11 protein-coding genes are annotated in these 12,734 nt (G+C 56.2%); 2 read left to right on the plus strand and 9 right to left on the minus strand.

What is annotated here, in order from left to right:
• Positions 1 to 41: 41 nt before the first annotated feature.
• Positions 42 to 1,613 carry an RNA polymerase factor sigma-54 gene (gene rpoN / locus IEX74_RS07395; RefSeq protein ID WP_188812640.1) on the minus strand — a complete coding sequence of 524 codons (1,572 nt, stop codon included), beginning with the start codon at positions 1,611 to 1,613 and terminating at the stop codon, positions 42 to 44.
• 176 nt (positions 1,614 to 1,789) lie between these two features.
• On the opposite strand from rpoN, the gene asnS reads away from it, so the two are divergent.
• The gene (gene asnS / locus IEX74_RS07400) at positions 1,790 to 3,184 is read left to right on the plus strand and encodes an asparagine--tRNA ligase (RefSeq protein ID WP_188812642.1); all 1,395 of its coding nucleotides are present in this window, start codon (positions 1,790 to 1,792) and stop codon (positions 3,182 to 3,184) included.
• 92 nt (positions 3,185 to 3,276) lie between these two features.
• On the opposite strand, the gene IEX74_RS07405 is transcribed toward asnS, so the two are convergent.
• The 3 genes from IEX74_RS07405 to IEX74_RS07415 form a co-directional block, all read right to left on the minus strand.
• The gene (locus IEX74_RS07405) at positions 3,277 to 3,522 is read right to left on the minus strand and encodes a hypothetical protein (protein ID WP_188812643.1); all 246 of its coding nucleotides are present in this window, start codon (positions 3,520 to 3,522) and stop codon (positions 3,277 to 3,279) included.
• A gap of 80 nt (positions 3,523 to 3,602) precedes the next feature.
• On the minus strand, positions 3,603 to 4,055 hold the full coding sequence (locus IEX74_RS07410) for a hypothetical protein (RefSeq protein WP_188812645.1): 453 nt from the start codon (positions 4,053 to 4,055) through the stop codon (positions 3,603 to 3,605).
• A gap of 80 nt (positions 4,056 to 4,135) precedes the next feature.
• Positions 4,136 to 5,176 carry a glycosyltransferase family protein gene (locus IEX74_RS07415; protein WP_188812647.1) on the minus strand — a complete coding sequence of 347 codons (1,041 nt, stop codon included), beginning with the start codon at positions 5,174 to 5,176 and terminating at the stop codon, positions 4,136 to 4,138.
• Positions 5,177 to 5,412: 236 nt separating this feature from the next.
• Between IEX74_RS07415 and uvrA the strand changes: the two genes are divergently transcribed.
• A complete protein-coding gene (uvrA, locus tag IEX74_RS07420) occupies positions 5,413 to 8,367 on the plus strand; it encodes an excinuclease ABC subunit UvrA (RefSeq protein ID WP_188812649.1) in 2,955 nt (984 codons plus the stop codon).
• A gap of 127 nt (positions 8,368 to 8,494) precedes the next feature.
• Here the strand turns inward: uvrA and IEX74_RS07425 are convergent, their stop codons facing one another.
• The 5 genes from IEX74_RS07425 to queA all read right to left on the minus strand — a co-directional run bounded on the left by IEX74_RS07425 (position 8,495) and on the right by queA (position 12,541).
• Positions 8,495 to 9,166: a DUF4142 domain-containing protein gene (locus IEX74_RS07425; RefSeq protein ID WP_188812651.1), complete on the minus strand. Its 672-nt coding sequence runs from the start codon at positions 9,164 to 9,166 to the stop codon at positions 8,495 to 8,497.
• A 171-nt stretch (positions 9,167 to 9,337) separates the two neighbouring features.
• On the minus strand, positions 9,338 to 9,571 hold the full coding sequence (locus IEX74_RS07430; RefSeq protein ID WP_188812652.1) for an entericidin: 234 nt from the start codon (positions 9,569 to 9,571) through the stop codon (positions 9,338 to 9,340).
• A gap of 29 nt (positions 9,572 to 9,600) precedes the next feature.
• Positions 9,601 to 10,185, minus strand: coding sequence for a DUF4142 domain-containing protein (locus tag IEX74_RS07435; RefSeq protein ID WP_188812654.1), 585 nt, complete (start codon positions 10,183 to 10,185; stop codon positions 9,601 to 9,603).
• 428 nt (positions 10,186 to 10,613) lie between these two features.
• A complete protein-coding gene (locus IEX74_RS07440; protein ID WP_308421113.1) occupies positions 10,614 to 11,363 on the minus strand; it encodes a 2-C-methyl-D-erythritol 4-phosphate cytidylyltransferase in 750 nt (249 codons plus the stop codon).
• Between the two features lie 128 nt (positions 11,364 to 11,491).
• Positions 11,492 to 12,541 carry a tRNA preQ1(34) S-adenosylmethionine ribosyltransferase-isomerase QueA gene (queA, locus tag IEX74_RS07445; protein ID WP_188812656.1) on the minus strand — a complete coding sequence of 350 codons (1,050 nt, stop codon included), beginning with the start codon at positions 12,539 to 12,541 and terminating at the stop codon, positions 11,492 to 11,494.
• Between the last annotated feature and the right edge of the window lie 193 nt (positions 12,542 to 12,734).

Consider the following 12,734-nt stretch of genomic DNA (forward strand, 5'->3'; position numbering starts at 1 on the left):
GGAAAGCTAGCTTTCTAACAATGAACTTATTAATCTGTGCCCTAGAGTTCCCGGCGGAGGCGCGCCACCGGGATGTTCAATTGCTCGCGGTACTTGGCCACCGTGCGGCGGGCGATGTTGTAGCCGCGGGCGTTGAGCATCTTTTCGAGCTTATCGTCGGAAAGAGGCCGGCCTTTGCTTTCGCCATCAATGATTTCTTTCAGAATGTGCTTCACTTCCCGCGACGAGGCGTCCTCGCCCGAGTCGGTGGCAATGCCCTCGGAGAAGAAGTACTTCAGCGGATAAATCCCGAATTCCGTTTGCACCGATTTGCTGTTGGCAACCCGGCTCACAGTCGAGATATCCATGTTGATTTCCTGGGCTATGTCCTTGAGAATCATCGGGCGAAGCTTGCTCTCGTCGCCTTCCAGGAAGAACTCGCGCTGGTAGCGCACGATGGCATCCATGGTGCGCAGCAGCGTTTGCTGGCGCTGCCGGATAGCATCGATAAACCAACGGGCCGCATCCAGCTTCTGCTTCACGAAGGTGACGGCCTCCTTCATCTTCTTGTCCTTCTTCGAGGCCTTGTCGTAGGCCTGGAACATCTCCGTGTAGGCGGGCGCTACGCGCAAGTCAGGTGCATTGCGCGAGTTCAGCGTGAGGTTAAGCACCCCGTTGTCGTTGGTCAGGATGAAGTCGGGAATGATGTACTGCACCTTACCCAGGCCAACCGGGCCGGTGCCACCGGGCTTAGGGTTCAGCTTCAGGATCAGGGCAATAGCCTCCTTCAGCTCGTCATCTTCTAAGTCTAGCTTTTGCTGAATGCGCGGGTAATGTTTCTTGGTGAACTCATCGTAGCACTCCAGCAGGATGCGCTCGGCGGCTTCCGTAATCTCATCCTGCGGCCGGCGCTCCAGCTGCAACAGCAGGCACTCGCGCAGGTCGCGGGCCCCGATGCCGGCCGGATCAAAGCTTTGCACGACGTGCAGCACGCCCTCAATCTCGCCGGGCGCCGCTTCAATGTTCTGCGAAAAAGCTAGGTCGTTGGCAATGGCCGACAAATCGCGCCGGATGTAGCCGTCGTTATCGATGGAGCCGATCAGCTGGCGCCCAATGGCCGACTGCTTCTCGTCGAGCCCGGCAAAACTGAGCTGGTCCATCAGGCTGTCAATCAGCGAGCCGCTGGTGTCGGCGAGGGGCATTTCGCGGTCGTCGTCGGAGTCGCCGGGGCCGTCGCCCTGCATCTTGTAGCCGGCTATCTCATCGTCGTTCAAATAGTCACCTAGGTCCAGCTCGTCGTTGTCCTTGCTGCTGCTGGTGTCATCGTCCTTGGCGGATAAATCGATTTCGGGCTGCTCCTCGCTGCGGTCGTCAAAGTCTTCGTCCAGCGTGTTGTCGTCATTGTCAAACTCCGAATCCGGGTCGTCATAATCATCGTCGTCGTCCGAATCGTCGCGTTCCTGTTCTTCCAGGTCATCATTCTCGTCGCCTTCTTCCAGCGCCGGGTTCAGCTCTAGTTCTTCCTTGATACGCGTCTCCAGCTCCGCCGTCGGAATCTGAAGAAGCTTGATAAATTGTATTTGTTGCGGAGACAGCTTCTGCGAGAGAAGCTGCTTCATGTCAAGTCGTTGCATAATTAAAAACGCCTATAATTCCGCCAAGATGAAACGGCCGTAGCTCAAAGATAGCTTTTCCTGTACTTCAGTTAAGATAAAAAAGTTGGTCAAAATGTAGGGTAATTTCTATGTTTCTTGGCTTTTTAAAACTCCTACCTTTGCTTCTTATAAGTTAATCATTAAAGATTAGTACAATGTCCGTCAGAAGGTCGAGCGTACAGGATCTGCTCCGAAGTCAGGAGCTGGAGCGGGAAGTAGTGGTGAAAGGCTGGGTCCGCACCCGCCGGGGCAATAAATACGTGCAGTTCATCGCCGTGAACGACGGCTCCACGATCCACAATCTTCAGGTTGTAGCCGATGCGGAGAAATTTCCGGAAGAAACCCTGAAAGACGTAGCCACGGGCGCTTGCGTCTCGGTACGTGGTCAGCTGGTCGCTTCCCAGGGGAAAGGACAAGCGGTGGAGGTGCAAGCCGTTGAGATTCAGGTACTAGGCAAAGCCGATCCGGAGCAATATCCGTTGCAGAAGAAGGGACACTCACTTGAATTTCTACGCGAAATCGCGCACCTACGCCCCCGCACCAACACCTTTGGGGCGGTGCTGCGCCTGCGCCACGCGCTGGCTTTTGCCGTCCATCAATACTTTAACGACCACGGTTTTTATTATATCCACACGCCCATTATCACGGGTTCCGACGCAGAAGGCGCCGGCCAGATGTTTCGGGTGACGACGCTGCCCGCCGACCATCCGCCCCGTACGGCAAGCGGCGATGTGGACTACACGGAAGATTTCTTTGGCAAGCAGACCAATCTCACGGTATCGGGTCAGCTGGAAGGCGAAATTGCGGCCCTCGCCCTAGGTAAGGTGTACACGTTTGGCCCTACGTTCCGGGCTGAAAACTCCAACACGGCTCGGCACCTGGCCGAGTTCTGGATGATCGAGCCGGAAATGGCATTCTACGATCTTCAGGACAACATGGAGCTGGCCGAGGATTTCCTGAAGTACCTCGTGCGCTACGCCCTGGAAAAGTGCCCGGATGACCTTCAGTTCCTCAACGACCAGTACGACAAGGAGCTGCTAGGTCGCTTGCAGTTTGTGGTCGACAACGACTTCCAGCGCCTGACCTACACCGAAGCCGTTGAGATTCTGAAAACGGCCAAGAAGAAGTTCGAGTTTCCCGTCGATTGGGGCACCGATTTGCAGAGTGAGCATGAGCGCTACCTGGTAGAAAAACACTTCAAGAAGCCCGTTATCCTGACCGATTACCCCAAGGATATCAAGGCGTTTTACATGAAGCTGAACGATGACAACCGCACCGTGCGCGCCATGGACGTGCTGTTTCCCGGCATCGGCGAAATTATCGGTGGCTCGCAGCGCGAAGAAGATCTGGAGAAGCTGCGCACCCGCATGCAGCAGATGAACGTGCCGGAAGAAGAGCTGTGGTGGTACCTCGATCTGCGCCGTTTTGGCTCGGCGCCGCACGCGGGCTTCGGCCTGGGTTTCGAGCGGCTGGTGCTATTCGTGACGGGCATGGGCAACATTCGGGACGTAATTCCCTTCCCGCGCTTCCCCAAGAACGCAGAGTTTTAGGCATTGGCCTTCCGGTCTTTAACCTAGGTTCTACAAACAAAAAGCGGCCCCGCACGGAGCCGCTTTTTTGTTTGTAGAACCTAGGTCGTGGGCTAGCAGTAGTTGCGCAGCTCTTTATTATCAACCGACAAGAGCGCATCCAGCCGCAGCTCAAAGCCGTCGGTTAGTTGCAGGTATTCCACTTTATCACGGATATAAAGGTCTTTGATAACGCCTTGATAGGTGATAGGCGGCGTGTCGGGCTCGGTGCGGTAAACCAACGTGCAGGGCTGGTGCTTGGTGGCAAGCGCTTCCAGCTCGTCGTAGAAAGAGCAGCTGATGGGCGTGTAAGCGGACATGGGCTTGAGGCTGAGGTGGGAAGAAGATCAGTTACTCGCCATACGTAAGACGTTTGGGTCTGTTCGTGATGCTGCCTGGATTAGTGCTTACCGTGCCCATTGCCATGACCAGCGCTGCCGCGACCATAGAGCTTTTTGGCTTGGCCGGGCGGTAATCCTTTCCCATTCTCCAGGCGCTTCACCTGGCCGGGTGGTAAGCTAGCCGGGTAAAGCTGCCGGTGCCGATCTAGCTGAATCCAGGGCTCATTGCCGCGGTAGTCAATCACGATGGGGTGAAAGGAGCTGGGAGAGTAGCCCGGAATGGTGCGCACGCGCTGCCACTTTCCCTTGCGCTCCACAACGTAGTATTGGTCGCGCAGGTCGTAGTAGCCACCTAGCTCCGGAATGTAGTAATACTGGGAGCCGGCCGGCGCTGCCGGCCCCCAGGAGGGACTGTTGATATTGATGTTGACTTGCTGGGCGTAGGCGGGCGCGCTCATCAGAGACAAAGCCAGCAGGCCAGGTAGAGCGAAAGCTGAAAAACGGTTCTTCATGCGTAGGAAGAGCTAAATAGAGGAGCTGATTGGAGTAAAGCTATTACGAAGGATTTGTATAGTAGTACAAAAAATCCTACTTACCTGAGTGGAGCAGCCAGGCGCCGCCATAAGGCGCACGACCAAGGATGATACTCGACAATAAGTGCTACGGCAACCCCGAACACAGGACCAGCGAAGAGTAGCATTCGGCTTATGTCGCTGGATAGTAGCATGAACAGGCAAACGCAGCCAACCATTGCGGCGCTGCCGGGTGGCAAGCGGCGGCTCCACGTTCGGATAGCGGCCTTTCCGCCCATAAAGCCACAGACGAACAACAGGTTGAAGCCGCCGAAGGGCAGCAGCAATGAAATAATACCATCCAACGAAGCCAGAAACTCCAGTGAGGCCAGCAGGTGGTGCTGCACGTGGCTCAGCAGCACAGGCAGCACCTCCGCCTGATCATTGCCGCCCGGCAGCGGATAATAGACATTCACGACATAGTGCACGGCCAGCAACAGCCCGCCGGCCAGCACTACTGCCCCCAGGCGGCGCGGCCACGACAGAAAACTGCCATAAAAGAGGACCACTGGCAGCATTAGGGCTAGCTGCTCTTTGGCTACCAGAGAGCAGATGATACCGAGCAGCAGCCAGCCGCCTGTACGCGCCGCCAAGGCGTAGAGCCACAGTGCTACGACCAAGATAGGCAGACTATCTGCTAAAGCTGAGCCGGCTACGAAAGTGACCAATCCGCTACTCAGCACGGCCACCATGCCGAGCAGCGCCGGCCCGGCTGATGCGCCACTCACACGGGCAGTGCGATAAATCAGCAGGCCACTCAAAGCCAGCAGAAAGGTATTAACCAGGTAAAAGGAAAAGCCTAGGGGCAGCGAAGGAGCGTTAGGACCGAACAAAGCACGGAGGCTGCGCAGTACTTCGGCCACCAACCTAGCCAGCAACGGCACCACCACGCGGTAGCGATGCACGGCGGGCACTTGGTCGTGGTGCCCTAGAGCCATGAGTTGGTAGCGGCTCACGTCGCCCAGGGGTACGTAGTTGACGAGCCACACGTAGGCATTGCTCGCCAACACCGATAAAGCCAGCAGAAAGACCAGCAAATTAGTTTGCCAACGGCCAGACAAAACAGAAGAAGAATACAAAATTCAGAAGGGTACGCTGCTTGATGCTGAACCTAGGTCTACCAAAGAAAGCAATTGCTTATTTATTGGCTATTCTATCAAACAGGACTTCACCCCTAAAAGCAGGTTGTTCAAAGATAAGCTGGCACAGGAACTTTTAACGTACTGGGGACAAATAGGAGTAGTTCCATGTTGTACTTCATCTGCCCTACCTTCGCAGAATTCCTCTACCGCTTTGCATGGCTAAGAAAACTTCCCCGGCTACTACCGCCGACACCGTTTCGCCGTTTTCGCAGGCCATTACGGCCGAAGCCGAACTAACGGCGGCTGCTACAACCGATACCCTCACGCATTCGCAACTTAACCCCGCCACCGACGCGCCCTTCATCGAAGTATACGGCGCCCGGGAGCACAACCTGAAAAACGTATCCGTCCAGATTCCGCGCGGCAAGCTGGTCGTGTTCACGGGCATCTCGGGCTCGGGCAAGTCGTCGTTGGCGTTCGATACCATTTACGCCGAAGGTCAGCGCCGCTACATGGAGACCTTTTCGGCGTACGCGCGCTCCTTTATGGGCGGGCTCGAACGGCCCGATGTTGATAAAATCGAAGGCCTGTCGCCGGTTATCAGCATTGAGCAGAAAACGACCTCACGCAATCCTAGGTCGACGGTGGGCACCATCACCGAGATTTACGACTTCCTGCGTCTGCTCTACGCCCGCACGGCCGAGGCCTTCAGCTACGCCACTGGCGAGAAGATGATCCGGCAGAGCGACGACCAGATTATCAACTACATCCTCAAGCACTTCAAGGACCGCAAGCTGGTGGTGCTGGCGCCCGTGGTGAAAGGTCGTAAAGGACATTACCGCGAGCTGTTCCAGCAGGTGGCCAAGCTAGGTTTCACCAAAGTGCGCGTGGATGGTGAACTGCTCGACCTCACGCCCAAGATGCAGGTCGACCGCTACAAGATTCACGACATTGAAATCGTGATTGACCGGCTGGTGACGAAAGAGGAAGACCGGCATCGCCTGTCGGGCTCGGTGCAGAATGCCCTGACGCACGGCAAAGGCACCATGCTGGTGCTCGACTCGGATTCCAACAAGACGCAGTTCTTCTCGCGTTTCCTCATGGACCCGACTACCGGCATTGCCTACGACGACCCCGCGCCGAACACGTTCAGCTTCAACTCGCCTTACGGCGCCTGCCCGGTGTGCAACGGCCTGGGCGAGGTGCAGGAAATCACGGAAGATTCGGTGATGCCGGATAAGAAGCTGAGTATCAGTCGTGGTGGTATTGCACCGCTGGGCGAGTACCGCGACATCTGGATTTTTCAGCAACTTCAGCTCATCCTCAAAAAGCAGAAGCTCAGCCTAAGTACGCCCCTCGACAAGCTACCCGACGAGTTGATTCAGCGGCTGCTGCACGGCATTGAGGAAGACGAAGATGCAGACCCGAAAAAAGCTAGCTATTCGGAGCCATTCGAAGGTATTATTCCCTTTCTGCGCCGCCAGATGGACTCGGATTCCGACAACATCCGGGAGTGGATTCAGCAGTACACCCAGTCCAAAGAGTGTTCTGAGTGCCACGGTTACCGCCTCAAAAAGGAGTCGCTGCACTTCAAAATCGACAGCAAGCACATCGGCGAGCTGTCGGTGATGGACATCAAGGAGCTGGCTTCCTGGTTTGAAGGATTGGAAAGCCGACTCACTGATCGTCAGAACATTATCGGCAAAGAGCTGCTGAAGGAAATCCGTAAGCGCATTGGCTTCCTGCTGGAAGTAGGTCTGGAGTACCTCGACCTGCACCGCTCGGTGCGCACGCTCAGCGGCGGCGAAAGCCAGCGTATTCGCTTGGCTACCCAGATTGGTACCCAGCTCGTGGGCGTGCTCTACATCATGGATGAACCTAGCATTGGTCTGCACCAACGCGACAACGAGCGTCTGATCAAGGCCTTACAGCACCTGCGCGACATCGGCAACTCGGTGATTGTGGTGGAGCACGACAAGGACATGATCATGAACGCCGACTACGTACTCGACATTGGTCCGGGCGCGGGCATTCACGGCGGCAGCATTGTGGCCGAAGGTTCGCCGACCGACATTTTCGAGTCGGGCAGCCTCACGTCGCAGTACCTGAGCGGGCAGAAGCACATCGAGCTGCGCCGCCAGAAGCGGAAAGGCGAAGGCAAGGACTTAGTGCTGAAAGGCGCCAAAGGGCACAACCTCAAGAATGTGACGGCCAAGTTCCCGCTGGGTAAACTCGTTGCCGTGACGGGTGTTTCGGGCTCGGGCAAGTCGTCGCTCATCCACGATACGCTGTATCCGATTCTGAATCAGCACTTCTTCAACGCCAAGCGCGACCCGCTGCCGTACGGCAGCATTGAAGGGCTGGAGCTGATTGACAAGGTAATCGAGGTAGATCAGTCGCCGATCGGGCGCACGCCGCGCTCCAACCCGGCCACGTACACGGGCGTATTCACCGAAATTCGCAGCCTGTTTGCTTCCTTGCCCGAGGCCAAGATTCGCGGCTACGGACCCGGCCGCTTCTCCTTCAACGTGAAGGGTGGCCGCTGCGAAACCTGCGAAGGCGCCGGCATGCGCACCATCGAAATGAACTTCCTGCCCGACGTGCACGTGCCCTGCGAAACCTGCAAAGGCCGCCGCTACAACCGCGAAACGCTGGAAGTGCGCTTCAAGGGCAAGAGCATCACCGACGTGCTCGATATGACGGTGGAAAAAGCCGTGGAATACTTCGAGAATCAACCCAGGATTTTGCGCAAGATTCAGGTGCTGAACGAAGTAGGCCTAGGTTACCTGACCCTGGGTCAACAGGCCACGACGCTTTCGGGCGGTGAGGCCCAGCGCGTGAAGCTAGCGACGGAGCTCGGCAAGAAGGACACCGGCAAGACCTTCTATATCCTCGACGAGCCCACGACGGGCCTGCACTTCGAGGACATCAACCACTTGGCCGACGTGCTGCAAAAGCTGGTTGACAAGGGCAATACGGTCCTCATCATCGAGCACAACCTCGACCTGATTAAGGTGGCCGACCACATCATTGATATCGGGCCGGAAGGCGGTGCGGCCGGCGGCAGCATTGTGGCGCAGGGCACGCCCGAGCAGGTAGCTAAAGCCGGCAAAGGCTACACGGGTAAGTTCCTGGCTGAAGAGCTGAAGACCAGCAAGTACGCTGATTAGAAAACCCTTGGCTTACTTTCTATCATGAGTAGAAAAGGCCCGAATGCGGGAAAGCAATCGGGCCTTTTAAGCAAAAAGCCGCCGCGGAAGTACCGCGGCGGCTTTTGTGTTTGGCTGCAAACCTAGCTTACATTTTCATGCCGCTGTCTTTCTTGGCCATGTCGGTGTGCTGCTGCACGACGGGCAGCGTTTTCTGCGCCCAGGCTTTCGCCTCCGGATCCTGCCCACCCTGGATCTCGCCTTGGAGCAGGGCTACCGTCTCTACGTGGTCGGTCACCATTTGGCCCATATAGGCTTGCTCGAACTGCTTGCCCGACATTTTGCTCAGTCGGTCACGAATCTCTTTGTGGGCAGCATCCATGTCGCCGGTCAGCGTGACGCCTTTTTTCTGCGCAATCGGCTTCAACTCATTGCCAGCTTTGGTATGATCGGCTATCATCTTGGTAGCGTAGGCTTTGGCTTCGCCGGTCACGCCTTTTTCCAATGCTAGCTTGCTGAGACCAATTTCATTGTGGCCGCCTTGATCGGCTTTCACCATAAACTGTTTGTCGTCCAGTGAGGAACCCGTGATACCGGCCGGGCCTGTGCGGGCATTATCCGCCGAACCTGCCGAATCGGCAACAGGCGCAGCCGCAGCTGAGTCGCCGAGCGTGGCCGAGTTCATGGCGTTGTCGCCGGCGTTGCCACCTGCTACTTCCGAGTCGGTTTTGTTGTTGGTGTTTTCGTTATCGCTGGCAGTGCTACAGGCGGTAGTAGCCAGCAGGCCTGCGCAGAGCAGGCTTAGGGTGATGTGTTTCATAGCAAGGAAGGGTTTTGGTTCGGGTAATAGAACAGTAGAAGCTGCGTAACCTAGGTTGGTCTTATAGCATAGTGCCCTGATTTTCACCGGGGTAAATGTGTGACAGTGCCCCGCAATGCTGCTGCAGTAAACAGGACGCTCATGAACAGGCGCTGCTAAACAAAACCTAGGTTACTTAGCCGCCGTGCTGTCCGCTGTGGCGGCCGAGTCGGCGTTGGCTGATACGGTGGGACCAGCGTTGTTGTCAATCACCACGGCGTCGGCCTTCACGCCACCATCAGCGGCCGCTGAATCCATGTTGCTCACGGCTTCACCGGCAGTACCGTCGGTGCGCTTTTCGGCATTGTTGCAGCTGGCAAATGTTAAGGCAACAAAGGCGAACAGAGGAAGAATACGAAGTTTCATAGCTTGGAAAGTGGAGAACGGAAAAGGTGTTATGGAAGATCTTTTACTTGGTCCTGCGCCTGCTTAGCGGCCTCGAGGTGTTCTTTCAACCCGGGCAGGTATTTGGCGGCAAACCCGCGAATATCGCCGTCGTAGGCATCTTCGCTCATGTCGTCGAAGCTATCCACGTCGTCTTTGTGCGCCTCCACGAGCGCATCCAAATATTGCTTATCGAACGGAGTGCCCGTGAGGCCGGCAAGCTTCTGTACTTGCTCTTGCTGCTCTTTGCCCAAGCTTGTGGGCAGCACAATGCTTTTGCGGTCAGCCAACGACTTCAGCGCATTGCTCATCTCGGCGTGTTGCTGCACCAAGCGCATTGCCAAATCCTTAACGGCCGGCGTCGTAGCTTTCTGCTGCGCTAGCTTGCTCAACTCTAGCTCCAAGGAGCCATTCACGGCACTATTGACCATGAACTCGGCGTCGTGCTCCTGCTTTTTGGTGATATCTTCCTCTCCAATGCGCTTTTCATTCTGAAACTTGGCATCGGCTACCGGGTCGCGTTTGCTCGCGTCGGGCGAACAAGCACCAACCGCGAAAAGCAAGCTTGCGACAACGACAACACGCGGGAAGAACATAATAACGAGGAGCTTGGGCCGAAGTACAGACGTAGTGTTGTGCTATACGGCGACTCAAGCGACTGGTTTACGCGGGCTGCTCTTTGGATGAAAATAGTTGCTTTATCCTCTTGATTGATGATACCTAGGTTCGTCTTCTCGGGGCTAAAGCAAACGCTGTTAAGGCTAGCCTAGGTAACTCATCAGGTTCCGCCTTGCACTAAGTAATTAACGCGCAACTTGTGGTGTAAGCAGACCAGCCCCAGCGGGGCGGCCTATCGGTAGCAGATAGCCCGTAAAAACGACCGAGCCTCAGCGGGGCGACACCTAGGTTTCAATAAGGGATGCTGCCCCGCTGAGGCTCGGTTCTGCTATGTCGTTGTTTTCTACCGATGTATCGCCCCGTTGGGGCTAACGTACCAACTCCGCAACTTGGGTTGATGTCATTTCTACGCTGATCCAAAAGCCCGCAGCAGCGCTTCCGCAATAATCAGGTCTTCCGGCGTCGTAATCTTCAGGTTGCGGTAGTCGCCTTCCACCAGTCGAATCGGGTGCAGATCTTCCACTACGCTGGCGTCGTCGGTGAAAGTAGGCAGCTCCGGCAGGCGGTAGGCCTGGCGCAATAGGTTCAGCTCGAAGCACTGCGGCGTCTGCACCAGTCGCAGGCGTGAGCGGTCCAGTGCGTAGGAGCCTTGCTGGGCTAGGCCCCGCACCGAATCCTTCACGGGTACGGCGGCAATAGCAGCACCGTGTTCGGCCGCCGCGATGTAGGTGTTGTTAATGACTGAGGTCGGCACTAGTGGGCGCACACCATCGTGCACGGCCACAATGCCTTGCGCTTCCTGGGCCAGATAGCCTAGGCCATTACGGACCGACGCCCAGCGCGATTCGCCCCCTGCCACCACCGCGTGCGGAATCGTGATGGCAAACTGGTCGCAAAGCTGCTGCCACGTCTCAAACTGATCGGCGGGCAAGACGAGCACACACTGCTGCACGCCTACGGCCGGATCGGCGAAGCGCCGCAACGTGTGCAGCAGCACCGGCTCGCCCAGCAGCTCCAGAAACTGCTTGGGCCTATCGGCGCCCATGCGCGTGCCGCTGCCACCCGCCACAATAATAGCAAGGCGGGGCATAGCCGAGAATGGCTGCGCCGCGTGACTGAGTGACTGAGTGGCTGCGTGAGTAGAGGCGTCGGACATGAGCAAGCTAGGTTGTAAAGAACGTAAAAGTAAAAGCCCCGCCACCAAAAGGCAGCAGGGCTTTCTTACTACTGAATAACGGAGTATGATCATTAAACAACACTCAGTCGCTCAACCACTCAGTCACTCTATAAAATAAGCATGGCGTCGCCGTAGCTGAAAAACTTATACTTCTCTTTGATAGCCAGTTGGTATGCTTCAATGAGGAACTCGTAGCCCGCGAAAGCAGCAGTCATCATCATCAGCGTGCTTTCCGGGGTGTGGAAGTTAGTCAGCAGCGTGTTAGCGATTTTGAACTCGTGGGGCGGGAAGATGAACTTGTCGGTCCAGCCATTATTGGGCTTCAGGCGGCTGTTTGCCGATACCGACGACTCCAGGGCGCGCATGGTGGTCGTGCCGACCGCACACACGCGCTTCTTGGCGTCCAGAGCCTTGTTTACGATCGTCGCGGCCTCCGCTGGCACGATGAAGTTCTCCGAATCCATCTTGTGCTTGGTCAGGTCTTCCACGTCCACGGGGCGGAAGGTACCTAGGCCGACGTGCAGCGTCACGGCCGCAATGTCTACCCCTTTGATTTCCAGGCGCTTCATTACCTCGCGGGTGAAGTGCAGGCCGGCTGATGGCGCGGCTACGGCTCCCGTGTGCTTGGCATAGATCGTTTGGTAACGCTCTTTGTCAGAAGCTTCCGTTTCGCGCGGAATGACTTCCTTCGGTAGTGGCGTCTCACCTAGGTCGTGCAGCGCTTTGTAGAACTCCTCATCGCTGCCATCGAACAAGAACTTAATCGTGCGGCCGCGCGAAGTGGTGTTATCAATTACTTCAGCCACCATGTCGCTTTCGCCGAAATAGAGCTTGTTGCCTACCCGGATCTTACGCGCCGGATCAACCAGTACGTCCCACAGGTGGATTTCAGTGTTCAGCTCACGCAGCAGAAACACCTCAATCTTGGCGCCGGTCTTTTCTTTGTTGCCGTAGAGACGGGCCGGGAAAACCTTCGTATCATTGAGCACCAGCGCGTCCCCGTCGCCGAAATATTCAATGATATCCTTGAAGATGCGATGCTCGATCTTGCCACTGTCGCGGTGCAACACCATCAGGCGCGACTCGTCACGATTCTTAGCCGGATGCTGCGCCAACAGGCTCTCGGGTAGATCAAACTTGAACTCGGATAGTTTCATGGGCAGGAGAAGGCAATAGAAGGGGAAGCTAACAAAAATTTGAGGGCACGAAAGTACGGACTATCCTCGGATAAATCGTTAATTTTCCGCACGAAAGAGGTGAGATGGTGAAATAGTAAGTGGTGAAATGGCGAAGGGCGCTTTGTCTGCCAATCCACCCGCTAACTTACTAGTATACTGTTCAGTTACTCAC

The sequence above is a fragment of the Hymenobacter cavernae genome, assembly GCF_014641455.1.
GTDB lineage: Bacteria > Bacteroidota > Bacteroidia > Cytophagales > Hymenobacteraceae > Hymenobacter > Hymenobacter cavernae.